This window comes from Vibrio sp. SCSIO 43086 (genome assembly GCF_051132235.1).
Lineage (GTDB): Bacteria > Pseudomonadota > Gammaproteobacteria > Enterobacterales > Vibrionaceae > Vibrio > Vibrio diabolicus.
The window spans coordinates 1,725,788-1,751,783 of the sequence record NZ_CP072678.1 but is presented as its reverse complement, the minus strand read 5'-3'; the positions used below and the strand labels follow the sequence as shown (position 1 = coordinate 1,751,783).

The following is a 25,996-nucleotide window of genomic DNA, read 5'->3' as shown; positions in this document are numbered from 1 at the left end:
AGGGGCTCTTTTTACACAAACTGATGTAATTTACTTTGCGCCACGACGCGCTTTCAGGCGCTTCACCATAGCAAGACGACGCTCTGCCGACCCTTGGTCTGTTGCCGACTGGTTCGGATTATTACGACGACCTTGACGATTCTTGAATGCTGGTTTTGAGTGCAGCTTTTCAATGTAAGATTCACGCTGTTTTGGTTCATAGCCTGCAAGCTCAATACGGCGAATGCGTTGCTGGATTAGATTTTCAACCTGAACCACCGTGAGCTCTTCATCTCGATTTACAAATGAAACAGCATGACCTTGTTTACCTGCACGGCCCGTACGACCAATTCGGTGAACGTAATCTTCCGCTAGGAAAGGCATGTCATAGTTCACAACGTGAGGTAAGTCTTCAATATCTAGACCTCGAGCAGCGACATCGGTAGCCACCATGACACGTGCTTTACCGGACTTGAACTCTTCTAGCGCACGACGACGAGCACTTTGAGCACGGTCACCATGACAAACCACCGCTTTGATACCATCAAGTTTCAGCTCTTTTACCACTTCGTTTGCGGTCTCTTTGTAGTTCACAAATACCAACACTTGTTTCCAGTTTTTGCGACCAATTAGCTCTGAAAGCAGTTCCGTTTTTCGCTCTTGATCAACTGGATATAGCACGTGAGCAACTGTTTGTGCCGTAGTATTTGCACGCTCTACTTCGATACGTTTTGGTTTACGCAGAATGTCTTTCGCTAACAGATTTAGCTGGCTTGAAGTCGTTGCCGAAAACATCATGATTTGTGGGTCTGTATCCACATCCAGCATGATCTTACGAACTGCATGAATAAAGCCCATATCCAAGATACGGTCTGCTTCATCAAACACCAAAAACTCTAAGTGTGCCACCGAGACATTACCTTGTTCGATGTGCTCTTCCAATCGACCAGGTGTAGCCACAAGGATATCAACACCATTTTCCAGTGCCGCAACCTGAGAAGACATTTTACGGCCACCGAAAATCGCCGCCACCGACAGATTGGTGTACTTCGTATAAGCTTTGATGTTGTCAGCAATTTGTTCAGCAAGCTCGCGAGTGGGAGCCAAGATAAGTGCACGAGCAGTCTTACGAGAAGCGCTACGGTTACTGTCTAACAACTGCTGAATCATAGGCAGAGAAAACGCAGCCGTTTTACCAGTACCTGTTTGTGCTGTAGCGAAAATATCATGGCCTTTGCGAGCCATTGGAATCGCCTTCTGTTGAATTGGCGTTAACTTTTCATAACCGCATTCTGCCAGTGCTTTAACCACTTCTGGCGCAAAACCTTGAGATGAAAATGACATTGAGCGTATTCCTTAAACAAACCACTAAAAATAGCTTTAAAAATTTAGCCGTGCACTATACCCGAATTTGAGTGATTTATCTCACTTTTCTCATTGAAACGCTACAAAAGCAAAAACGGCGAACGCAGACAGATTGCTGGTTCACCGTTTCCGTTTAACATTTGTTCGATTTAACGCTTGATGCCAGACAGCTGAAGGAGAATTTGCTCAAGCTCATCCCATGGCAACAGCTGAGAATCTATCACTTCTAATCGTGATTCAAACCCTTCTAAGCTGATTTCATTCACCGACACGACTCGGTTTGCAACATTAAACGCGTAACACCCCTGATCCGTATTGACCACCGCTTTAACACGTTCCGCCGTTAAGTCCGAAAGCATTGAGAAAAGTTTATCAAAATCAAACGTGTACTCTGCCCCAAACAACCACCCGCAACTAAAATACCCTTGCCCTTTGTTCTCTTTGCGCACAAAGGCTTCACCAGGCGGCAACTGGAATTGAGGCTCTTGGTGAGCATGGTCATGATGGTGTGACTCGATATGGGAAGAAGCGCTGCCGTAAACCCGTTCGATATCCAAGACTTCTATCGGTAACTCACCGTCATGAATATGCTTACTGAATACTTTTGAGGGAGATTGGTCCGTCACCCAGTCATTAAACACATCAATGTCGTGACTGGTACAAAGGTCAACCTTACTGCCTATAACCACATCTGCGCTGTCTAACTGGTCCACGAAATTTTGGTTAGAAAGATATTTTTCATCACTTAAGTTACGCGGATCAACCAGAGCGATCGTCGCTTTTAGATCAACGTAAGGTTCATACTGTTCTGAGGTAAGCGTCGCGATAACCTGTTTTGGATGACCAAGGCCTGTCGGCTCAATCAATAAACGGTCCGGTTTTTGGCGCAGTAACGCGGTAATACCGACCGACATTGGCACGCCCGCCGTACAACACATACAGCCACCCGGCACTTCTTTAATCAGCGCACCTTGGTCGGTCATCAATGCACCGTCGATGCCAATCTCACCAAATTCATTGACCAAAACCGCCCAGTTTTCGTTTTCCGGTTTGTTCTTCAGTAGATTTAAAATCGTGGTCGTTTTACCGACACCCAAAAATCCGGTCAGTATGTTGGTTGGTACTCGATTTGACATGCTTATCTCCGACACGTTAGTGCATTAATGCTCCAGCAAAGTATACGGAGAATGTGACTCGCTTCAACGCTTTTTATCGCGCTCATCAAGCTCATTGCGTGATGCGTGGGTACACATTTTTTGAGAATGATCAGAGTGACTTATCAACTCTGAACGCTTCATATCAGAAAGATACATACTGGTGTAAATGACGCAGGTAAAAAACGCGATAATAGCGACTACGATGGGAAGAACTCCGAGCGTGTTTTCGAATTTAAGCGCAGCGATAGCCAATGCGAAAACAACGACAGAGATAAGTGCGATTGACTTACTTTTGTTGCTTTTCATGATAACTCGCCTTTCGTAAGGGTAGCCCCTAATACCTCCTGTATTAGGGAAGTGCCAGTTTGAACAACATCCAACCTGACTATTCAATGCTACTCCTTTCGCTACTTGTGAAATTTGACAAAGCTAACATTTATTACAACATCAAACGATGAACTTATTACTAGCTTTCAGACACTTAGTGGACTGTAAAACACTTACTAGCAAATCGACCCGCCGCTGACCAATATGTCGTTTTCATTGGCAATACAAACTTGAGCCACCAGCCTTAGCCCTTCGACTATCATCTCCAGAGACATGGAAGGCTGACTGCCATCTGCTGCTTGTTCTGGCAATAATGGGATATGAACAAACCCATGACGAATAGGTTTGTCTTTTAGATAATGTTGGATGCCATAAAAAAGGTGGTTACATACAAATGTTCCGGCACTGTTGGAAATCTGGCTAGGTATCCCCTGCTTTTGCAGCGTTTGAACAATACGCTTTATCGGCAGCGTCGAGAAGTAAGCATCTGGGCCGTCAGCCACTACGGGATCATCAATCGGCTGATGACCAGCGTTATCTGGAATACGAAAATCATCCACATTAATTGCGACACGCTCTGGGGTGATCGCGCCACGTCCAGCCGCTTGCCCAACGGTAATCACACAATCTGGTTGGTGCGCTTCTATTGCATCAATAACGGTATTCACTGACTCATACCGAATCACAGGAACTGGGCAAGTAACGATCATGGCATCTTCTATTGCCGCAGCCTCTAATCGCTTGACCGCTTCTAAGGCGGGGTTAATGGCGTCACCACCAAAAGGTTCAAAACCGGTAATCAGGACTTTCTTCATAACAGCCTTTAGGAAAAGAGTTTCACAAATTATTGCACTCCCCTTCACCCCATCCAATAGCAAAAGTATTGTTGACATAAGCCAGACAACATTATGTGACTCATGTCTAACCAGCGAGGGTTTTCACTTTATTGAATCTAGACAAGTTCCGGACTATCGAGACTAACCATTGATAATTAATGGCAGGACAAGGCTCTCTCATTACATGACTCACGCAGAAACTTGGTTTCCACGCTTAACTTAGGTAGAGTACGCGACCGCAATGCAATTCGAAGAGATTGAATACAATGAATATTGATAACCATGTAATCGAAACGATTGAAGAATTAGAGGCATTTCTGCATTTAGTAGAAAGCGGCGCTCTGGGTCTTGAAGGTGTCACTGGCGTTGCGCTAGCCACCTCTAATACCGATGGCCGTCCATTTGTTGCCGTATTAGGAGAAAAGCACCAATTGCTCCTTGGCCGCTGGGTTTCGCAGCACGTATATGACAATGGTAAAGACATCGTTCGTAACGGCCCAACCAGAAAACACTAAGCGCTCAGCACCATCTATAACACCATACCGTCTTATACACTAAGCGTATGCTTTGAAAGCAATGCGCTTGGTGTACTTAAAAAGTAAAAAAAGAAAAGGCTAGCCTTTATTAATTTTGTCGGTATACTGCACATCAGCTCTTACGGAAAGAGCTATTAATGTAATTAAAGATCAAAGTTTCTCTCAGTTCCACATCGAATTCCTCGTTTACGTTCCTGCGACAAAATAGTTATCTCTAAAATCATATAGTAGCACTTGATATTAGCTAAAAATTCAATATTTAATACAATCAAATATAGAGGTATCTATGTCTAATAAATTAACTGGTTCAGTAAAATGGCTCAACGAAACTAAAGGTTTTGGTTTTATTTCTCAAGACAATGGTGGTGATGACGTATTCGTTCACTTCCGTTCTATTGTTTCTGAAGGCTTCAAAACTCTTACTGAAGGCCAAAAAGTATCGTTCGTTGTTGAACAAGGTAACAAAGGTTTACAAGCTGCTGAAGTAACTGCACTGTAATTCTTTGTGTGGCATCAACGTTGTTGGTGCCACCATCCCCTTCCACTTATTGCCGCCCTTACTATTCTCTATCTAAGTTTATATACCCAAATCACTTACCTCTCCCACACCGTCATTAATCACTTTCAATAAAGTCACTTTGGTATACATCTTTAGGTAATCACACTACCTACCTTGCAATTCCAGTTTGGAATTAAATTAATCTGATTCATATCTGAATCACTTCGCCTCATGCTTTGCTCATATAAATAAAGTTTATAAAATAAAAGCGATTGGCGAATATAAGAGAAAAAAATGAAATTAAATATATCCGCACAATCAATAAATTCTAATAATTACGAGCACATTATCCCTAGCCGAGACGTTATCCTTAGCCTATTCGATAAAGTCAAAAATCACTTAAGTCACGAGCAAATTTCTCGCTCTACTGGCTTAGATGAGAAACCACAAAAAGACGCTTTAAAAAAACGTTTACGCGCTATGGAGCGCGATGGACAGTTGATTTTCACGCATCGCCGTGGTTATAAAAAAGTCGATCAAACCGCTTTGGTTTCTGGAAAGGTCAGCATTCACGCAGACGGCTTTGGTTTTGTCACTTACGACAGTAATGAAAAAGACCTTTTCTTACCTAAACACCAACTTACTCATGTGTTTGATGGCGATATCGTACTGGTTCTGAAAGGCAATGCTCAGCATCAAGGACGCTCAAATCATCGTTTCATCAAAATAGTGGAACGAAAAACAACCCACATCGTGGGCTTGTTAAAGAGAAAAGGTTCGAACTTCTATCTAGTGCCAGAAAGCGCGAAACTGACTCAAACCATTCATGTCACACCAAATGATCTTATCACCAAAAGTGCCGGTAAACTCGTTCATTGTAAAGTCACTGCCTATCCAGATCACAGACAATCAACAACAGTTGAAGTGGCGGAAGTATTAGGGCGTCCGGGAGAAGCAGGGATTGAAGTTAAATTGGCGTTACGTCGACATGGCATCAATGACCATTGGGATGATGAAGTTCTTCACGCTGCTTCCGCATTTGGCAATCACGTAGAAGAAAAAGACAAAACGTCCCGAGTGGATTATCGAGATTTACCGTTCGTCACTATCGATGGGGACGACGCGAAAGACTTTGATGATGCCGTTTACGCATACCAAATGGACAATGGGCATTGGAAGTTATTCGTTGCGATTGCAGACGTATCTCACTACGTTCAGCCAAACGACCATTTAGATCTTGAGGCGCAATCTCGTGCAACGTCCGTTTACTTTCCCGGATACGTTGTACCAATGCTACCAGAAACATTATCTAACGGTTTGTGCTCGCTTAACCCGAATGAAGACCGATTGGTTATGGTATGTGAGATGACCTTTGACGACGAAGGTAACATGCTAGATTCAGAGTTTTCTGAAGGGATCATTCACTCGCATGCTCGTTTAACTTATAACGAAGCTTACCGCATTGTTTCCCAATCAACGGAAGCAAAAAAATACCAAGGTAAGAACCCAAAGCAAAACATTAAACAACATCTGGTGAATCTCCATTGCTTGTATTTGAACCTATCTGGTCAACGTCAAGTCCGTGGTGCTATTGATTTTGACACGCAAGAGCTCTCATTCACGTTAAACAATAAAAAGAAAATCGCGTCCATTGTTCCTGTAGTTCGAAATGATGCCCACCGAATGATCGAAGAATTCATGCTGTGTGCCAACGTTGCCACCGCTCAATTTTTGCAGCAACAAAAAATACCGAGCTTATACCGCGTGCACTCTGGTCCTCAGATGAAAAAACTGTCCTCATTAAGAATGATGCTTGCAGACAAAGGGCTAACGCTTGCGGGTGGTGATAAACCAACTTCTCATGACTACAACGCATTACTGGAACAAGTACGAGATTTAGATGAGTGTGATGTGATTCGTACCCTACTGCTACGTTCTCAGAGTCAAGCCGAGTATTCGCCGAAGAATATGGGTCACTTCGGTTTAGCCTATGACGCATACGCACACTTTACTTCGCCAATTCGTCGTTACCCAGACTTACTCGTTCACCGCGCCATTCGCGCTAAACTTCGAGAGCAAAAAACAGGCAAGCTACGCAGTCTGCTCATGAAACTAAAACCTATTCGTCAATTGACAGGTGCTGCGAACAACTACCCTTACGATACAAAAGTAATCGAGCAACTGAGCGTGCACTGTTCGCATCAATCTCGTCAGGCAGATGAAGTGAGTCGAGAGGTTGAGTCAGCACTGAAATGTCATTACATGAAGCCATTTATCGGGCAACACTTCATGGGGACGGTGTCTGGAGTCACACACTTCGGAGTATTTGTTGAGTTAGAGGAAAACCGGATCGAAGGTCTCATTCCTTTATCAAGTTTCCAAAATGGTGAGTTCGAATTTGATGCAGTCAAACAAAAAATTTCTAGCCAGAGCACCACGTTTACTTTAGGGACTAAAGTGCACGTGTTGGTTAAAGACGTCGATTCGAAACAAAGAAAGATCATGTTCAATTTAAAAGATGCAGAACACACGGTAGGTTAGTCTGTTGTAGTCTATTTTCTAACCCATTGTTCAAAAATAAAAAATAAGCTTTAGATACCGCGATTAACTTGTGACATTTCGCTGACATCAGCTCATTCTAAAACCCTAATATCTGGCAAAGGAAACGAATCTAACTTTTGTTTCCAGACACCATCGCAGAGTGTATTTCCAACACTCTGTTTGCCTCGAGAGGTTCTTATGACAGCCTAGGATCTCTCGGGGCTTTTTTGCGCCTCTTAAACCCCACCTTATGTTGTACCCAACCCGTTACCAACCACACAAATTGTACTTTTTAACTAGTTCACTAGATCGCGAATTCTGATTTAAGCAACTGATCACACAACCACTTCTAAATTTTGGGTATAAAAGTATCAATACTTTCGTTAACTAGGATGTAAATAATGAAAAACTCGTTTGATCTCACCATGCCCAATGAAGAAGGATACTTTGGTGAATACGGTGGTAGCTTCGTGCCACCGGAGCTTGAACAAATCATGCGTGATATCAACGCAGCTTATGAGGAATGCAGCAAAGATCCTGAATTTAAAGCGGAGCTTGCTCGCCTGTATAAGCACTTTGTTGGACGACCTAGCCCAATCTTCCATGCGGAAAACTTGTCTAAGAAATACGGAGCAGACATCTACCTAAAGCGCGAAGACTTAAACCATACAGGCGCACATAAAATTAACCACTGCTTAGGAGAAGCCATTCTCGCTAAAAAGATGGGTAAGAAGAAACTGATTGCTGAAACTGGCGCAGGGCAACATGGGGTCGCGCTTGCGACAGCCGCCGCACTGGTCGGCTTAAAGTGCGATATTTACATGGGTGAAGTTGATATTGCCAAAGAGCACCCGAATGTCGTCCGTATGAGAATCCTTGGTGCCAATGTCATCCCTGCTACTCACGGGCGCAAAACTCTCAAAGAAGCGGTTGATTCTGCCTTCGAAGCCTACCTAAAAGATCCTGACACACAACTTTATGCGATAGGCTCTGTCGTTGGCCCTCACCCATTCCCTAAAATGGTACGAGATTTCCAATCAATTATCGGTAACGAAGCACGAGTTCAATTCAAAGAAATGACAGGCAAGTTACCCAATAATCTCGTCGCATGCGTTGGAGGTGGTTCTAACGCGATGGGGCTATTTACTGCTTTCTTAGACGATGAACAAGTCGCCATTCACGGCGTCGAGCCCGCGGGCCGCTCTTTGCAAAAGATTGGCGAGCATGCTGCAACACTCACACTCGGTGAGCCAGGTATTATGCACGGATTTAAGTCTTACATGCTCAAAGATGCGCAAGGCGAACCTCAAGAAGTGTACTCTGTAGCAAGTGGCTTGGATTACCCATCGGTTGGGCCTCAGCATAGTTACTTAAAAGACATTGGCCGTGTCAATTACGGCTCAATCACCGATGACGAAGCGATTGATGCATTCTTTGAACTGTCTCGCGAAGAGGGGATTATTCCAGCGATTGAATCCGCACATGCTGTCGCTTACGCGATTAAACTCGCGAAGCAAGGAGAAACTGGCTCAATTCTGATCAACTTATCCGGTCGCGGTGACAAAGACATTGATTTTGTCGTTGAACACTACGGCGAAAAATATGGCATTGAATCAATTATTTAGTCACGACTTCGTAGGCTAAATGTCTATACAAAAAGCTACCTATTACTAGGTAGCTTTTTGTTTGAGCCTTGCTTTCCCTACATGCGCTTTGAAGGCTTAACTACACAGTCCAAACCTTTTACTTTTGAGAAATAGGCATAGCTTGAGAAAGCCCTCTTACTCACCACTCCAACTATGCCTTTAGAGCGTAATTCGATTAACCGATCAGAGCAGGAATGCCCGGAAGCTGACCAACGACAGCAAGCGAACCTGCACAAACGATAAATGCAGTGCCAGGAATCAGGTATTTATCTTTCCGCGAGAGTTCGTTGGCACGCTCATGGTCGCCGATAAGTCCAAGGTTATCCAGCAGCATCGTGATTGCCCAGCCAAAGACTGGATTAACGAATGCACAGGCAAAAATACAGATACCGGCACTGAGTGAATCTTTATGCTTGTGGATCATCTGCATTCCCGCCTCAAGAAGTGGTAAGAATACACCGACAATCAAAGCAACGCGCAAAACAGGTTCCCACATCGCTAGATCCATAGGGTAACCAATTACCGCGGCGGCAATACACATGAAACCCGTTAACAGTGCGCCACCTGGAATAGGACGTTTGGCAATTGCGGCTGGAATCATGTACGTTCCCCAAGAAGAAGCTAGGTTTCCGCCACCTAATAGTGAGCCAACTCCCTGACGAACAGACGCTCCGACCATCGTGTCGTCGACATCCATGAGTACGCCTTTTGCTTCTTTTGGGTAGTTAAGTTCTTGAAACACACGATGGCCGAGATAATCAGGGGACCACATAGCGACTGCCAGTAGCGCAAATGGAGTCACGGCAATAAAGTGCTCTAGGGTTGGCCAGCCTAGCTGCCAGCCTGTATCTTCACCCCACCAATAGAATGGACTGAAATTAGGCAGGCCCGGCTCTGTGGTAAAAGCAAACTCAGCTCCCATCACATAAGCAACAATACCTGCGAGTGCAGAACACAGTGGAATTGCCAACCAACGCTTGTTGATCTTAGCTAGGTAGGCATAAACCATAACGGTTAGGCCTATGACCACAAACGAAATGTAACCTTGGTCTGTACTTGCAGCCCACGCCTCAGTCTTATTAATCTGTCCGAGCAACCCAACAGCACCTAGGTAGATCAATAACCCTCCTCGAACCCCAATGCCAGTCAAGGTCATGAGTTTAGAACCGCCTTTAGTCAAAGCGAGAATTAAGCCAAAAGCACATACCATCAAGCCAAGCGCCAGAGGATGCCCTCCTGCGGCAGCAATCATGGGAATCAGCGGTATCATTGGGCCGTGGGTACCGGCTAAGTTTGCGTTCGGGTTTAGGATGGCAGAAAACAAAATAACGAACAAAGCACCCGCGATAAGCAATTCGTAACGCACATTTTCTGCAACGAACTCCGGAGATAAACCGAACTGAGCAGCAAATGCAGCAACCATGGCGGTGACCATCACCACTTTACCAATGGTTGCGGCTAATGCAGGCACCCAGTCTTCGATTTCAATACTGTAATCACGTGATGGCAAATGAATACCCCAGCGACGAAAGCTCATGATGGTTAAATCATGGTTTAGAAAGTCTTCACGACTTTCAAATTCATGCGGTTTTTTGCGCACATCCCTGTAAAAGGTCTTACTTGAGTCAGACATTGAGCTATCCTTTGTTATATTTCAACGTTGAACTATGCCAACTAGAGTTTCGCTTGGTATACAGACCAATACGAGACAACACCCACATCAAACATCGAGGCCACACCAAGAAAGTGGTATGGCTAATTTTTGATTTGAACCTATTAAGCATGTATTGCTATCGGTAGGAATATTAGACATTAGTAAAAGAACAACAAAAATCTCACTTATTACACAAAGATTTAACATTACATTAGAGTACGCTGATCTTTAGTGAGAGTTTTTGAACAGCAATTCAAGAAGAGGAACAGTCGCAACTCCACCTGTGCTTTTCAAGGTAGAAAAAACATATCCGTATTCACACAGGTAATTGGTTAATTTGGCTCATGCAAGTACGCACTAACAACATCCAATCGAGTTGCAATCCAAACTATCGCTGCCTAACTATAGATATCTCTGTAATGTATACTTTGCTAAACTCCACCCTTTGATGAGTAAGGCCCCTAAAATGATGACTGACGAAGAAAGAATCGAACTGCAACGAAATAACCCACTGCACGGGTTAAAGCTAGAAACTATGTTGCAAGAGTTGGTGGATTTTTATGGCTGGGACATTCTAGATACAGCAATGCGCTTTAATTGCTTTAACACTAAGCCTTCGATTGCAAGTAGTGTGAAGTATTTAAAGAAGACCGAATGGGCGAGAGAAAAATTAGAAAACTTTTACCTTTATCGCTTTAAGCGCATGCCACGCGCAAGTGAAGAAGAATATGATTTACCACCGAGAGCTCGTACTTTCCCTCATGGTCTTGAACCTAAAGAGCCAATGCCGCTAACCGTTGACTCTATCCTCAAGTCACAAGCTAAAGCTGCATCCGCATTTAAAAAACGTTCACCTCGTGGACGTCCGACGCGTCGATAGTACATAACCTTGAAAAGCAATAGAGCCCTACTGGTGGCTCCAGCAAGGCTCTATTGTTCTTTAAAGAAATAGCTAGAAGAGAATACTCAAGCTAGTGCGCCCCCTTCTCCAGCGCCTCCCATAAGTAAACTCACATGTAGTTTACGTTTTCTATTGATGACGCTTTTTCTTCTTTTTCCCTGTACCTGCTGGCTTTGCACGCGGCTTCATCGGTAAAAAGTAGGCTTCACTTTGGTCGTCTTCCACTTCAAAGCCCTCTACCTGCTCACGTTCAAGTTGGAACTTATTTTTCTTTTCTATCACTTTGAAATGGTGATAGTCATCGTAATCGATAAGAGATAACCCTAGACCCACTTCACCAGCACGACCACTACGACCGATTCGATGCATATAGTCAGCAGGACTACGTGGAAGATCGAAGTTAATCACCACTGGCAGCTTTTCAATATCAAGGCCACGTGCTGCGATATCGGTAGCAATAAGAACTTGAATCTCGCCAGACTTAAAACCGTCAAGGACACGAGTACGAGCGCCCTGCCCTTTATCACCATGGAAAACTTCAGCAGTAATACCGCGTTTTGACAGCTTTTGAGCTAAATGGTTACAGGCATTCTTAGCATTCACAAAAATCAAAGTCTGTCGCCACTGATGCTGTTTGATTAAGTGCGCGAGTACCGCCGTTTTCTCACCTTTATTTACACTAAACACGCGTTGCACCAAAGTGCTGGCTTCTGCGCTCTGCAACTGAACTTCAACAGGGTCGCGGAGCAAGTGCTGAGACAGCGTCGTGACTTTATCAGGGAAAGTAGCAGAAAATAGCAGCGTCTGTTTCTTCTCTGGCAGTAACGCAAGAATCTTATTGAGTTCTTCGGTAAATCCGAGGCTCAACATACGGTCAGCTTCATCGAGCACGAGCGTTTTTACTTGGTCCAACTTAATCGCGTTACTGGATACCAGATCAAGTAATCGACCCGGCGTAGCTACGATAATGTCACAGCCACCACGAAGCGCTAGCATTTGTGGGTTCACCGATACACCACCAAATACGGCAACCGTTTTGATCTTATCTCTAAGATGGTATGAGTAAGATTTGACGTTGTATGCCACCTGTGATGCCAGCTCACGAGTTGGAACTAAAATCAGGTGAGAAACGAAGTTACCACGGCGATGATTTGTTTCGTCTTGCTGAACAATTTTTTGCAGAATTGGCAGCGAAAAAGCAGCGGTTTTACCAGAGCCCGTATTGGCACCGCCAACAATATCTTTCCCTTCAAGGATATAAGGAATGGTATGAGATTGAATGGGCGTCGGTTGGCTGTATTCTAACGCTTCTAGTCGCTCGACTAAGGTTGGAATCAGGCCAAGATCGGCAAATGTCGCTTGCTGTGTTTTATCTGTCATTACGATGAGTGGCTCAGTGCTAGTAAAGGCCGTGTATCTTATGCTATTTCGCGTCTGGATGTTAGCGATAATGAGCCAAACAGAAGACTGGTGAGAGAAGCACTGTAGGGAGCAGGAATTTCCTTTCACTAACATGAGTTAATGGTTTCGATAACCAAGGCTCTACGACTCACGGTGGTAGCGTTCGCGACGAACCAATTATCCACTTCGAAATTGATTTCAGCTCATTTGGGCAGAAAGAAGCTAGAAGCACTTGCTTATGTTGGGTGAGTAAATGTATGTAAAACCTCAGTACATAAAAACGAACCTAATTTAGGTAAGCTCTTGGCAACTATATGCCACGACTCGAAAAGTAACGCGTGGGTGAATCACCATAGACCCGACGAAACATAGCGATAAAGTTACTGGGCGTCGAATAACCCAAAGCATGTGCAACCGCTCCTACGGACTCTCTGCGAGCCATCATTTCTAACGAATGTATTAGCAGTGCTTGTTGCCGCCATTCACTAAAACTCATGTTTAACTCACTTCGAATCAATCGTCTTAATGTCCGAGATGAGACTGCCCCGATCTTTGCCCAATGCTCCACAGAATGTTTGCTGTTTGGGTCTATTAAAATCGCTTGAGTAACTTTTTGCAGTCTCGGATCTCTGGGCAGTGGGATGTGGAGTGACTCATGAGGGCTATTGACGATTTCATCGGATATTACGGCAAGAATACGTAAAGACTGTATGGATAGATCGTCTGTTTTGCTCCATATCGATGCTCTAACCGATAGGGCTTTCAACACATCGCTCATTTGGATCACACAAGGTCTCATTGGAAACCGCTCACAACTCTCTGGAGTAAACAGTAATGAACGACCTTTCAGAGAACCACAAAAATAAACACTGTGCATCGCACCCGGGGGGATCCAACCAGCTCGGTGAGGGGGTAGTATCCACGTTCCTTCATCGGTTTTGACCTGAATTAGCCCTTCATCTATACACAGTAGCTGGCCTCGATGATGACTGTGCCAATTATGTGGCCGTTGATCCAAATGGTTGAAGTCGCTCCTTTCATGCTGCCACTCCTTAGCGATCAACGCGGCGCCATTTTTCCATTCGCTGTAGTCAGAGTTTGTCACTTTATTTACTCAATTCCATTTTGGCCATTATTCATTATTTTCTGTCCTCTTAACGTTACCATAGCAAGTTAGCGTTCGAGTAACATTTTAGCAACGACAATTTTATCGAAGGCAGAACCATCATGAACGAACCTATCTTTATTATCTATTACATTACAGCAGGCTTAGGCATTGGCTTTCTCGCTGGACTCGTTGGTGTGGGTGGTGGTGGAATGGCCGTCCCTATTTTTGCGTTTCTGTTTTCACTACAGGGAATAGCTGATACAGAAGTGGTCCATCTTGCGTTAGGGACATCAATGGCTTCAATGATTATTACAACATTGGGCAGCATGCGCGCTCACTACAGAAAAGAGAATGTAGACTCGACAATGGTAGTAAAAATGTTGAGCGGAGTTCTAGTCGGAACATTTTGCGCCACATTCGTAGCATCGTATCTACAGGGGATCTATCTGGCAGGTTTTTTCAGCGTATTCATGTTGTATGTAGCTTATAAGATGTTTCGCAACACTGAAAATGAGTACAACCCGAACCCACATGGGGCTATCGGTAATATCACTGTAGGCTCGGTGATTGGCTCTGTATCAGCACTTGTCTCTATAAGCGGTGCGGGCTTGATCATCCCCTATCTTGTCCAGCAAAATTTTGAGGTAAAACGTGCTATTGGCACCTCTGCTGCGATAGGTTTCCCTATCGCGCTATCAGGAAGCCTCGGTTACATGTTAAACGGGTGGGAAAATACAGATTGGAACAACTTAGTATTAGGATACATATATCTTCCTGCAATGATCAGCTTCTCCATTAGCAGCTACTTAACTACTAGCCTTGGCGTGCGTTGCGCAGAGTATTTCCCAAATAAAGTTCTTAAGAAAATCGTTGGTATTTTGTGTGTTCTTCTGAGTTTTAAAATGCTGGTACAAGTACTTAATTAAGGCAAGTAATACAGTCATCAGTATGTCTTGCAATATGTTGTGGGGACAAGCCTGAAAAACTTACTTCTCGCTTTGCTGGTCCAAGCACACAATGTGTAAGAAAGCTCTACATTGTTGCACTCTTATGACTTTGTTAACCTAGCCAGAATTACATCCAAAATTTGTTGGTGATTATCCTTTCTGGAAACCTCGTCACGCTCCTGGCAAAGTGCTTCCTCCCTTTCTGATGCGAGAATTTTAATGCCACGCTCAGTACATTCTGCGAACGCACTAAACTGACTCGCTCTGGGGATCTCTTGAAATGTCACATTAGGAAGAGCAACGAGTGATTCGGCAGGTGTCAGTGCGGGATGTAGCCGATCAGAAAGCGTCACCACGGTGATAGCATTGTTCATCAAGGCCAGAGTTTCAGGGACAAAAGTTTTCGTTAGCTCAGGGTTGATAACGACGACCGATTTCAGTTTGCTTTCAGACTGAAATCGGGGGAATTTTTGATCCGGGATGTTGGTAATATCAACGTTATTTTCACGTAACCAATGACAGTCTACATTGGTTACGTTGTGACACGATGTTCGATATTTTTCCGGGCTTATTTGCGCTCCGGAGAGCATCAGCATAGATGTCCCGCCCAGAAAAAAGCCGACACCCTGCACTTCATCAGTATCTACGCCTCCGGACAGTATCCCGACCGAACTTAATTCGTTCAGCCCAAGCAACAAATCACTGGTTCTGAATGTGATTTCATCAACAGCCATTTCTGCATTGATTTCGTTTGGTGCAGGAGGCTTTGGTACAATAACGACATAACCTTGTTTCGCTAGGCCCGAAGCTATCCAACCACTATGGGAAAATGCTGACCGTGTTCCGCCCTGCGACAAAAGCACAACGGGAAATTTTCCACTTGCTAACGGGGCATCTAACTGCGTTTCGACTGATTTAAAAATGTTACCCATACCAAACGTGAAGTTGGTTTTTCCGTTCGTTGTGGGATACCAATAATAGACTTCTACTGGCTTATCTCTGTCTTCACTGAATACCGTTTTGATTGTTAGCGCAGAATGGTATTTCGGCTCATTCGTACTGGCGCTGACACTGACACACAATGAAGCGAGTAGAAACGACATTATTATTTTGGTTTTCATTTTTACCCCAGCCGATCAATACATTACTCTGCACGGCATCTGGAAAAATAACGCGCAGGAGATTCTCCATATATTTTGCGAAACATAGCAATAAAGTTGCTCGGAGTCGAGTAAACCAAAGCAAGTGCCTGCTTTGAACTACGCCAGCACTCTCTTGGACAGAAGTTCGTTAGAGTTTCTAGTTAATTTAGCAATATATGGATTAAATCAGGTATGGGAAGCCTATACCTAGTACAAATATTAAACAATAATAAGCCACTCTTTAGCCCCGTTTATATCAAACGCCTTTGTACCATATCCAATAGAGAGAATATCCTCAGGCAAAAACTCGTCAAACTTATCGATTTGCTTTTCCAGTACGGACTGGGCTAACTCTGTCTCACTAGGCAGTTTTTTTGAAGCTAAAGTACGTAAAGTCGATTTAACACCCTCAACTGATGTTTTTTCCACTTCAATAACACCGGCATATGCGCTAGCTTCGTATCCATTCATGATTAGGAGAGCTACAATAGTATTGACTACCTTATCTCCCAACCATGTAAACAAATAAGTACTGTTGCCAACTTTCAGCAGCGGTTTTCGTGCTAAATCTGATCGTTGAAAAAAGGTGACACTTTCCTTGAATTGTTCTCTTGCAATCGCATCTGCAAAATCCACTTTTTTATTACCGACTGAAATTCTGTAGTCACCATCTTTGAGTATGCGAAACATTTCTTGGCGAACGACGTCATGGATTGTCATTCCACTACCGCCAAATTTTGGTGGTTTACCGCCTTTAGCGTGTTCAACATAAATGGTTTTTTTGTCACTATCGATATCATTTACTTTCCATCGTTTCCCACCAAACACAATGTTCTGCCCAACTAACACAAGTGAGTCGATAGGAAGTGTTCCCAGCGTTTTTGTCCCATTAATAACCCTGTACTCCTCTGGCGTTTTGAATACAGCATAAAATGAATAGTGACTTGTAATACGTTCACCTAAGATGCCTAAAACTAATTCACCATTACCTAGCTGAGTAATTAGATTAGTATTCCCCATATGGACTAGAAGTCCTTTGAAGTCGTCTACGCCAACTTTCTGAAATGGCCCTTCTTTACAGAGCAAGTTAAATAATTGATCGGCCCGAATGCCTCCCCACTGAGCTATAACAGCGAGTATTTGATGTAGAAGTGTAGAAAAGTGGTAAAGGGACAAATCTGCTGGCTCATACCATTTACTGCCGATGAGTAGCCTAATCATTGCTAGGGATTGTATTAACTCCAGGCGGAGTATATCGACAACGTTTGAATCTTTTGTGAGTTCATCCTCTGCAATCAACACTCGCAGTATAGAAGGACCACCACGTCTTCCTGAGCGTCCCATTCTCTGTCGCAGGCTCGAAATTGAGTGGGGGGCCGTAACCTGAACAACGGAGTTTACTTTTCCAATATCGATACCCAACTCAAGAGTCATGGTACACACCGCTGTAGTAGGATACTGGTCTTGTAGAAGACGTTTCTCTAGGTCTTCTCTCAATTCCTTGGCAAGCGATCCATGGTGAGGAAAGAACTCATTCGGCACGCATTGCTGATCACAGAAATCGCTAAGCGTTGCAGCAATGCTTTCTGTTCTTTTCCGGCTATTTGCAAAGACTAAATGGTTACCTCCTCGGCAAAATTTAAATAGGTCTTGGCAGATTTTGTATTCAGCATCAATTGGCGTTTCACTGTCTACCTGAGCTGGGTTCACATACCCTTTGACTTGCACCTTAAGTACCGATGTCGAATTCGAGTCCCTTATTATTTTACATGGCAAAGATTGATTAGGACGAAGTGACAATGGGACTTTATCTAACTCACCGAGAGTCGCACTCAAAGCAACCCTAGGAATCGGCTTCTTCAAACTCCCAAGAAGATGCTCCAATCGATGAAGCAAAGAAAGTAAGTGATGTCCGCGCTCAGTGCCAAGAAATGCGTGAAACTCATCAATGACGATATATTTCAAATCAGAAAATGCAGACTTCATCCAGCCTGAATCTCGGATAAGCAACGATTCGAGCGATTCGGGAGTGATTAGTACAATTCCCGCTGGTGTAGTTTTTAACTTATTCTTTCGGCTTTTAGCACTGTCTCCGTGCCACGGGGTGACTGGCAAACCCATTAGATCTGAGAGGCTTTCTAAACGTCTATCTTGATCATTTATTAAAGCTTTTAGCGGGCTGATATAAAGGATACCAACCCCTTCATCTTGATTAGCAATAGCACTGATTGCTGGAAGAAAAAACGCTTCAGTTTTTCCCGCAGCTGTCGAGGCACTGATAACAAGGTCTGTTTTCGCTGAAAGAATCGGCTCAATAGCTAGGCATTGGATTTCTCGTAGGTTTGCCCAACCTTGTTTAAATATCCAACGCTGAACTCGGACATCGAGCTTTTCATGTTCATTAATCATAATTTGAAGTCAGAGAGGCCATCTTCGTTTTCACCTAATTCAAGTTCAACGTCAGAGGGCTTATCTTCTTCAATTCCAACCGATGAAACTAGGTTGTTCCAGCTTATCGTTGGATTTTGATCGATTACCGCAAGCATATCCAAAAAAGCCTTTATCGTATTACGTGGAGTTCGAAAATAAGCGTCTCCAATAGTCTGACTGCAATGTTTTAGAAACGCCATTAGGGATTCGTCAGGAACAAGATATTTGCTTTCATCACCTTCGGCATAAACGTGACGCAAATTTTTTAGTAGTATATACAGCTCTTCCGGGGTCAAACTGGCGAGGTGCAGGGCTGGAGATGAGTAATCGATAAGGCCTGCTTGCTTCGCAAAGTTATTTCCCGCAAGTCTGGATTGAAGGGCTTCATAACTATAAAGACCTTTCCTAGGATCAAGCAGGAATTCAGGCGTTCCACCAAGTAAAAAACCTAAATACTCGGTAGTGCCTTGTAGACAGTCGTTGAGTATTCGTAATATTTGTTCATAGTTAGAAGTCCTAGCTGTTGTGTTATTCAACTTATACAGATTTACCATTTCATCGAGGTTAACGAGCAACCCCTGATATCCCGCTTGGCGAACGAATAGACTCATTATTTTGAGTGCATCATAAAAAGATGTATCTGAAATTATTGTTCTGACGCCTAAATCTTTTCGAGCGTCCGTTTTAGTTGAATATTCAGCACGAAGCCATTTTATAGCATTAGCTTTTTGTGTGTCATTGTCTTGTTCATGTCCAACCCAATAAGCCTCGATGACTTTGGCGAAGTCATATCCACCGACAAGATCAGAAATTGAAGACAGCTTTTCATGAATAACTGTATTGACGCTTTTTCCAGTCGTGTCGGCTTCCTTTCTCACTTCGGTGATAAACTTTTCGACCACGCTGGTTAGCGCATTTCCATCTGGTTTATTGCGCGTAGACATATTGCGCATTAGCTCTGAGTATAGATTTCTAGCTTGCCCAGCAGATGCATGCATGCGTCTATCTGGAGACAAGTCAGCATGAACAGTTACCAACTTTCTTTCCAAAGCAATAGCTCGAACAACACTCAAGAAAAATGTTTTGCCTGAGCCATATTCACCAATAATAAGTCGAAAAGCTGAGCCTCCATCGGAGATCCGTTCAATATCTTGAAGGAGTGCTTTTAGTTCGTTAACGCGACCAACTTGAATATGCTGAATCCCAACTTTTGGAGTTACACCAGACTTCAGAGATTGGATAATTGCATCTCTTTCTTTTGCACGTATTTTTTTTGCAACCATCATTTAACCCTTTAATTCCTCTACAATTTCTAGATCAACGTATATATCACCATCATCATCCAAGACAGGAGCATCTACTTTTTCGTAAGCCCAATCATTGATAGTTTCTATAGCGCCATCAACCATCAAGTTTAGTTTGCTACAAAGTTCATGAACTTCATGCCGAGACCATACTTCTTTGCTAAGGAGCATATCGAACAGATTTTTATGCGCATTATCCAATCCATCATGGCCTGTAGGGGAGGAACTCATCGACTCTATTTCCGGTTCGATATCAACCGTAAATATGTTTTCTAACATGCTCTTGGCATCGCTGGTATCACTCTCATGCATCGCCAGAATGCTCTCATCCAACTGGAACTTATTTCCGCTTTGGTCAGTAGTTGTTGGGAAAGCGGAATTAGGTGTTCTCGTAGATGCTAGGTTGTGAATATCGCTCGTAACATACGATTTATCTAATCCCAGACATGTATAGAGTTTCTCTATTTGCTTTATTTCAGATGAATCGACCTTACCGTCAGCTAGAGCAATTGAAATCATAAATTTCTTTAAGGATTCAATTTGCGCGGAGTTGAGCTGCTCTATTCTTGCTTTTAATCCCGCAATGTTCGCTGGGCTGTTAAGTCGCCACGTCAGATAAGCATTCAATGAACTTTTCTCGAATGGAGACAGTCGGTCATCGTATTCAATTAGTTTTTGCAGCGTCAGTTTTTCGTCTTGGTCAACGATACCGTCAATAGTAGCCACCATTGCACCAAGCCTCATCCACAGACTTACTTGGTTGAAAGCCGAGCTAGGTTTAAAAAATTCACCATGGCTTGGTGAGAACAATACAATGTTGCCATCAGCTTTGAACTTGGTTTGGTGAAAACGCATATCCGGGGCGATACCTATATCAGCTTTATCAGCAAGTTTGATAAGGAGCTCGTTTTCTTTCTTGTTCATAGCCTTAGGAAGCGGCATTCCGGTGTGAGACCAGAACTCTTGAACAGTTGTTATCCCGTTATTGTTCTGAATTACTTGAACAGCCCATGACTTAAAAGATTCAATAATTGATGAGTTAGATTCATTTGCTAGCTCATTTGGTAGTAACATCAGAGCTGCTATATCACTTTTCGAAGTATCAGACTTACCTAAGTAGCGACTATAGCTACTTAAGTCTTCCGTACACTGCTCGGCAATAGGGATAATCTTGTTTATTGGACCTTTGAGAACACTCGGATCAGGCAACTCTTCCAAATTTAAATCAATTCCATTAATGCCGTTACTTGCTGCATGATATGAGAGTCGAAGCTTTGTTTTGTTTGGCTTGACTAATATACCTTCACCAAATTTTTGGGAGAACCTTATTTCGAAAAGTTTGCGAAACTCCTCTTCACATCTACGAGCAGGAGTTTTTAGCGAATACTCAAATGTATTTTTTAACCAGTCTAAAGCTAACTCGGCTCCAACGGGATGCCCATTAACTATAGTTTTGGCTAGTTTAAACTTGAATGACAATGCATTGTTTGTATCTGGTATATTTGCAATCCGTCGCTCAAGTAGAGTTGGTCTGAGCAAAACCATCAACTCAAGAAAATCGGCCGAATATCTTCTAAAAGAGCGGTTTGCATTGAACACTTTATGAAGACGTAATACTTCTTCAAATATTGTGGTAAATTCTTGATCGGATACCTGTGAGTTAGCTTGATTTTCAATGATTCTTCTTTCAAAACCATAGAAATAAATGAATACGTATCCGATTGGTGTATTTGGATCAGAGCGATCAGACTCTAACCAGTCTAGATAGGCTCCTCTGCACTCTTTTGATAAAGAGGAATAACTTGGCCAGTATCCTAGTGTTTCGTCGGTATGTAATTCCGACCCGATGTTCATTAAAGATTTCGATGCGGGGCGTTCCTCATCGATAAGAGATGGTTCTACCCCATATCCATCAAGTGAGTTCATTATCCCACCAAAGTAAAAAAGACCTTTGTTGAGGTTTCTTCCGACAATAGTGAGATGTTCACTTTCACCAATCCATCGACCCTTTTGTTTGTTAGACGATTTTTCAGCTTCTCTTCCAAAACTCGTGTGAATTGTAAACGTTGCAAACTCTTCATCATTTTCACTGTATGAGGAAACTGATATCGCTTGCGTGCCATAAGCATCACTCTTTTGAACAGAAGGCTTTGAGACTGTATTATTTTGGGGAGAGTTATAGCTGTTGGAAGTTTTGGACTTAGAGTTCCTAGTTATCAGCTTGTACAGAATATAGATGATGATAGCCCCAACAAAAAATTCCATTTCTTACCTTTGTATCAATGGGGTAGATAGGTCCTAACAACCACCTACTCAGTAGTCAATAAATGGCATATTGATGTATTAGATAAACTAGGTCAAATGGAAGCATAGCAAAGTGTGAGGTGTTTTAATGATAAAATACAAAAGGGCAAAGGTGTGTTGCAGTTCTTAAATGGGGAAGTGTTTTTCCTCATATTCCTCAATCAATGCAGCTAGCCTTTCAAGTTTACAAATTCGTCTTATATTTGCTCTATCGAAAGGTATTGAGGTTACTTACCTTGGCGAGATTTTTTTAAAGTGCTCAATACCATATTGTATGCGACATTCAACACTTGTGCTGTTCCCCTAACTCCAGAGCTATTCATTGACATATCGACAATTTTTTCTTTTACATCTGGCTTGCGGGCTTCGTAAACTTAATCGAGTTGAAAGCCCTTTCGACACTCGATAGACCTGAAACGAGGAAAGCCAGAATGCCCTTTTCCATTTTCACGGACGGGCTCTGTTTTATTACAGAAACGACATTGAACTTGGATAGTAGCCATGAGTTAAAAAACATCAGAAACCAGGTGGCTATATTAACATCTATCAACCAATTTGAGTCATGACCAATGAAAGGATAGTTAGGTTTTTATTGCGTAAATTATCGGTAAGAATAGTGCATATAACAGGCAATAAGCCAGGTGTGTAGAATTATTCTATTTTAGGGATTTTGCTCTAAATCTAAATGAATCTTTGCATTTCAATTTCAATAAAGCTTAGTTATTGATCATGTTTCTGAGTATGCGAATTATTATCAATTATGCATATGGTTACTCATTGTCTAGTTTGATTTGTGTAACGTCACTGCAGCACGTATTGAGCGTACTACGCTGATTGTCTGTGTTTTCGTGTTGACAGTTTGGTACTAGGTAAAATCAACAAGACTATGATTTCAAGGAACATTTTATGTTAAAGAAACTACTAAGTTGTTGTATCACCTCCGCGCTCTGTTTTCATTCTTCTCTCGCTTTTTCGCAACCCAATGAGATTGCGGACAGTGCAGAGTTACAACAAGCTCCCGACACATTGCCTGCCACTTTGATGCTTGCACCGGACGACATCGCCATTGCAGATCGCTACATAGTGGTATTTCAACAACCGCAAATGATGGCGAGCAACTCAACAGAATTCGAGCAATTCACGCAACAGTCTGTAGACCGCATGTCTGGTTTGTATTCGATACAAGTGGAGTCGGTTTTTGACCACTCGATAAGTGGATTTGTCGCTAACTTGAGTCCTGAGCAACTGAAAGATCTGCGTTCTGATCCTCGTGTGGACTACATTGAGCAAGACAGAATCCTATCGCTTGACCCAATAGTCTCGGCAGACGCAAATCAGACCAATGCCATTTGGGGACTAGACCGAATCGACCAACGTAACTTGCCACTCGATAACAACTACAGTGCCAACTTTGATGGAACTGGTGTAACGGCTTATGTTATCGATACTGGTGTGAACAATGCACACGTTGAGTTTGGTGGGCGCTCGGTTTCTGGGTATGACTTTGTCGATAATGATGCAGATGCAAGTGACTGTAATGGACACGGGACACACGTTGCGGGCACCATTGGCGGCAGCTTGTATGGTGTTGCGAAAAACGTCAACCTTGTCGGCGTGAGAGTATTGAGCTGTACCGGATCGGGTTCTACGTCTGGTGTTATTGCCGGTGTGGACTGGGTGGCTGCGAACGCTTCCGGACCTTCAGTCGCCAACATGAGTTTAGGTGGCGGTCAATCTGTCGCTCTCGATAGTGCGGTGCAAAGTGCGGTTCAGTCAGGTGTCAGCTTTATGCTTGCAGCAGGTAACTCCAATGCCGATGCGTGTAACTACTCTCCAGCGCGCGTTGCTACTGGTGTAACTGTCGGCTCGACCACCAGCACGGATGCACGCTCGAGTTTTTCAAACTGGGGCAGTTGTGTGGATGTGTTTGCGCCAGGCTCACAAATCAAATCTGCGTGGTATGACGGTGGTTACAAAACCATTAGTGGTACTTCGATGGCGACGCCACATGTGGCGGGTGTAGCGGCATTATATCTTCAAGAAAACAGCTCGCTGTCGCCAAGCCAAGTAGAGGCCTTGATCGTTAGTCGCGCAACTAGCGGAAAGGTGACGGATACAAGAGGCAGCGTGAACAAGCTGCTTTATAGCTTAACGGATGCTGATTGTGGCCAAGACTGTGGTGGCCCAGATCCAACACCAGACCCAGAGGGCAAGTTAACCTCGGGCGTGCCAGTGAGCGGTTTAAGTGGTTCAACTGGTCAAGTAGCGTATTACTATGTTGATGTCGAAGCTGGGCAGCGCTTAACCGTACAAATGTATGGTGGCAGTGGTGATGCAGACCTGTATCTCCGTTTTGGTGCAAAACCAGCACTGAACGCATGGGACTGCCGACCTTTCAAATACGGTAACAATGAAACATGTACGGTCAGCGCGACACAAAGTGGACGTTATCACGTCATGATTCAAGGTTACTCAAACTATAGCGGTGTCAGCATTCAAGCGAGCTACTAGTTATTATTTTCGTTGTTGAAAGAGAACAAAGCCCACTTGTCGGTGGGCTTTGCTTTGGGAATACTGAGTTTAATAGGTGGCGTTCGATGCTATTTAAACGCACCGGCCTTTTTCTTAAAGAACTCAACTCGAAACGGCATCGAAGCTTTCTATTAGTACACCGCATAAGTCGGGTTCTCCAAGTCGTGTACATCAAATAGGATGCGAACTTAATCTCCTCGAGCTAACTCTTTCTCCATCATAAATCTTGGCATGATGGCAAACCCAAGATGATACAAAACAAATTCTTTACTGTGACCGCGGTTCTCAATTGCAATTTTAGGCTGTGAGACAAACGCGTGACCTGACCTTGGCTGTTGATAATCGTGAACGATATAGTGGCTAATCCGAGAAGATTGTATCCACTCAAAACTCAGACCCTATACTGCACATGTTGATGGGCTGGCAACGGTAACATTGGATGAAATGGGCCTTGAACCACGCAAGATCATTATAAATGGGAACTATTAGGCAAAGAGACGCTCAAACGAGCTAAATTGGAATGGGGCAAAAACGTTACAAACCATACCGACACGCCTCTGGATATAAATGTTCGAGTCCTTTTCTATTAAATCATTAATAACCAAGGATATTGCAAAGAGAGTTGTGGACAGTTAGCAGTATCAGTAGGCTTGTGCCAGTCAGGGCACCTGACTTTGGGAGAGCACTAAACATAAACCTTGGATTCTGCTACCGTAAAGCCCATATTTAATTTGAGAGAGATGGATAATGAACGACAGTTGGGCTAACTTCTTTCCGTACTTTGCTGGAGCTTTTAAGCTTATTGTACTAGGTATTGGAGCTTACTTAGCTATTAAATGGCATTTTGATGAAGAGCGAAGAGTAAGGGAGGCCGAAGGCGTGGTATTCGATAAACCAAGCTTCAAGAAAAAGTTCGCAATGATGCTAACCTTCCCATTCCTTCTAGGTCTTCTAGTCCTTCTCGTTATTTATGCAACTAACTGGTTTCTCTACTGACGGACTTTATTGATACGATCAATGTTTAAGCTCTCAACGGGTTTGGAGCAAAAAAGAGTCAGCCTAACGGTCTGGCTCTTTTGAATGAAAACACATGGTATCGTGGAATCACTAGGGAGGCTGTGACAGGTTACACTCACTTACTCCTTAGGCAGGTGACCAGTTTCCTTCGCAAGCTTTTGCATCGCCTCGGCAAACGTTGTTGTCCCGCCTTTAGCTTTCACCTGTATTACCTTATACCCCATTTTTTCCAACGCTTGGCGCTCTGCCAAAACAGCTTTGTCATCTTGCTGGCTACCTTGAGCTGGCTGATGAATGTAACATCCCTCTAATTTACCATCTTCGACTAATTGGTGGTGTTTCAGTGCATCGATATCAAAATTCATAATAA

20 protein-coding genes and 1 pseudogene are annotated in these 25,996 nt (G+C 43.4%); 8 read left to right on the top strand and 13 right to left on the bottom strand.

Going from position 1 to position 25,996, the window contains the following annotated elements; translation table 11 throughout:
- Window positions 1-30 precede the first annotated feature (30 nt).
- From J8Z23_RS24045 to pcp, 4 genes are all read right to left on the bottom strand, one after another.
- Window positions 31-1,323, bottom strand: a complete 1,293-nt coding sequence (locus tag J8Z23_RS24045; protein ID WP_005386186.1) for a DEAD/DEAH box helicase — start codon at window positions 1,321-1,323, stop codon at window positions 31-33.
- A gap of 170 nt (window positions 1,324-1,493) precedes the next feature.
- Window positions 1,494-2,480: a CobW family GTP-binding protein gene (locus tag J8Z23_RS24040; RefSeq protein WP_199804426.1), complete on the bottom strand. Its 987-nt coding sequence runs from the start codon at window positions 2,478-2,480 to the stop codon at window positions 1,494-1,496.
- 63 nt (window positions 2,481-2,543) lie between these two features.
- The gene (locus J8Z23_RS24035) at window positions 2,544-2,807 is read right to left on the bottom strand and encodes a hypothetical protein (RefSeq protein WP_005391057.1); all 264 of its coding nucleotides are present in this window, start codon (window positions 2,805-2,807) and stop codon (window positions 2,544-2,546) included.
- A 197-nt stretch (window positions 2,808-3,004) separates the two neighbouring features.
- Window positions 3,005-3,643, bottom strand: coding sequence for a pyroglutamyl-peptidase I (gene pcp, locus J8Z23_RS24030; RefSeq protein ID WP_085343607.1), 639 nt, complete (start codon window positions 3,641-3,643; stop codon window positions 3,005-3,007).
- Window positions 3,644-3,930: 287 nt separating this feature from the next.
- On the opposite strand from pcp, the gene J8Z23_RS24025 reads away from it, so the two are divergent.
- The 4 genes from J8Z23_RS24025 (at window position 3,931) to trpB (ending at window position 8,865) form a co-directional block, all read left to right on the top strand.
- On the top strand, window positions 3,931-4,179 hold the full coding sequence (locus J8Z23_RS24025; protein WP_005375646.1) for a hypothetical protein: 249 nt from the start codon (window positions 3,931-3,933) through the stop codon (window positions 4,177-4,179).
- 307 nt (window positions 4,180-4,486) lie between these two features.
- Complete coding sequence (locus tag J8Z23_RS24020) at window positions 4,487-4,699, top strand: cold-shock protein (protein ID WP_434635525.1); 213 nt, start codon at window positions 4,487-4,489, stop codon at window positions 4,697-4,699.
- A gap of 294 nt (window positions 4,700-4,993) precedes the next feature.
- Complete coding sequence (rnr, locus tag J8Z23_RS24015) at window positions 4,994-7,240, top strand: ribonuclease R (RefSeq protein WP_434635524.1); 2,247 nt, start codon at window positions 4,994-4,996, stop codon at window positions 7,238-7,240.
- Between the two features lie 401 nt (window positions 7,241-7,641).
- On the top strand, window positions 7,642-8,865 hold the full coding sequence (gene trpB, locus J8Z23_RS24010; RefSeq protein WP_258679905.1) for a tryptophan synthase subunit beta: 1,224 nt from the start codon (window positions 7,642-7,644) through the stop codon (window positions 8,863-8,865).
- A 196-nt stretch (window positions 8,866-9,061) separates the two neighbouring features.
- On the opposite strand, the gene J8Z23_RS24005 is transcribed toward trpB, so the two are convergent.
- Entirely contained in the window at window positions 9,062-10,519 is a 1,458-nt protein-coding gene (locus tag J8Z23_RS24005; protein ID WP_182035728.1) for a DUF3360 domain-containing protein, read from the bottom strand.
- 487 nt (window positions 10,520-11,006) lie between these two features.
- On the opposite strand from J8Z23_RS24005, the gene J8Z23_RS24000 reads away from it, so the two are divergent.
- On the top strand, window positions 11,007-11,420 hold the full coding sequence (locus tag J8Z23_RS24000) for a VF530 family DNA-binding protein (protein WP_005391068.1): 414 nt from the start codon (window positions 11,007-11,009) through the stop codon (window positions 11,418-11,420).
- A 150-nt stretch (window positions 11,421-11,570) separates the two neighbouring features.
- Here the strand turns inward: J8Z23_RS24000 and J8Z23_RS23995 are convergent, their stop codons facing one another.
- Together J8Z23_RS23995 and J8Z23_RS23990 are read right to left on the bottom strand one after the other, a co-directional pair.
- Window positions 11,571-12,821, bottom strand: a complete 1,251-nt coding sequence (locus tag J8Z23_RS23995) for a DEAD/DEAH box helicase (RefSeq protein ID WP_434635523.1) — start codon at window positions 12,819-12,821, stop codon at window positions 11,571-11,573.
- A gap of 331 nt (window positions 12,822-13,152) precedes the next feature.
- Complete coding sequence (locus J8Z23_RS23990; protein WP_434635522.1) at window positions 13,153-13,947, bottom strand: AraC family transcriptional regulator; 795 nt, start codon at window positions 13,945-13,947, stop codon at window positions 13,153-13,155.
- A 122-nt stretch (window positions 13,948-14,069) separates the two neighbouring features.
- Between J8Z23_RS23990 and J8Z23_RS23985 the strand changes: the two genes are divergently transcribed.
- The gene (locus tag J8Z23_RS23985; RefSeq protein WP_176319595.1) at window positions 14,070-14,876 is read left to right on the top strand and encodes a sulfite exporter TauE/SafE family protein; all 807 of its coding nucleotides are present in this window, start codon (window positions 14,070-14,072) and stop codon (window positions 14,874-14,876) included.
- A 122-nt stretch (window positions 14,877-14,998) separates the two neighbouring features.
- Here the strand turns inward: J8Z23_RS23985 and J8Z23_RS23980 are convergent, their stop codons facing one another.
- The 5 genes and pseudogenes from J8Z23_RS23980 to J8Z23_RS23960 form a co-directional block, all read right to left on the bottom strand.
- Window positions 14,999-16,018, bottom strand: a complete 1,020-nt coding sequence (locus J8Z23_RS23980) for an alpha/beta hydrolase family protein (protein WP_434635521.1) — start codon at window positions 16,016-16,018, stop codon at window positions 14,999-15,001.
- 240 nt (window positions 16,019-16,258) lie between these two features.
- The gene (locus J8Z23_RS23975) at window positions 16,259-18,448 is read right to left on the bottom strand and encodes a DEAD/DEAH box helicase (RefSeq protein ID WP_046873679.1); all 2,190 of its coding nucleotides are present in this window, start codon (window positions 18,446-18,448) and stop codon (window positions 16,259-16,261) included.
- On the bottom strand, window positions 18,445-19,755 hold the full coding sequence (locus J8Z23_RS23970) for an ATP-binding protein (RefSeq protein ID WP_240312126.1): 1,311 nt from the start codon (window positions 19,753-19,755) through the stop codon (window positions 18,445-18,447). The genes J8Z23_RS23975 and J8Z23_RS23970 overlap by 4 nt, the downstream gene beginning before the upstream one ends.
- The gene (locus tag J8Z23_RS23965) at window positions 19,756-22,038 is read right to left on the bottom strand and encodes a TerB N-terminal domain-containing protein (protein ID WP_434635520.1); all 2,283 of its coding nucleotides are present in this window, start codon (window positions 22,036-22,038) and stop codon (window positions 19,756-19,758) included.
- A gap of 273 nt (window positions 22,039-22,311) precedes the next feature.
- Window positions 22,312-22,580, bottom strand: a pseudogene (locus J8Z23_RS23960) (transposase); the annotation flags it as partial.
- A 403-nt stretch (window positions 22,581-22,983) separates the two neighbouring features.
- Between J8Z23_RS23960 and J8Z23_RS23955 the strand changes: the two are divergent.
- Window positions 22,984-24,588: a S8 family peptidase gene (locus tag J8Z23_RS23955; protein WP_395214323.1), complete on the top strand. Its 1,605-nt coding sequence runs from the start codon at window positions 22,984-22,986 to the stop codon at window positions 24,586-24,588.
- A 768-nt stretch (window positions 24,589-25,356) separates the two neighbouring features.
- Window positions 25,357-25,605 carry a hypothetical protein gene (locus tag J8Z23_RS23950; RefSeq protein ID WP_046873682.1) on the top strand — a complete coding sequence of 83 codons (249 nt, stop codon included), beginning with the start codon at window positions 25,357-25,359 and terminating at the stop codon, window positions 25,603-25,605.
- 140 nt (window positions 25,606-25,745) lie between these two features.
- On the opposite strand, the gene J8Z23_RS23945 is transcribed toward J8Z23_RS23950, so the two are convergent.
- Window positions 25,746-25,991, bottom strand: a complete 246-nt coding sequence (locus tag J8Z23_RS23945) for a hypothetical protein (protein ID WP_046873683.1) — start codon at window positions 25,989-25,991, stop codon at window positions 25,746-25,748.
- Between the last annotated feature and the right edge of the window lie 5 nt (window positions 25,992-25,996).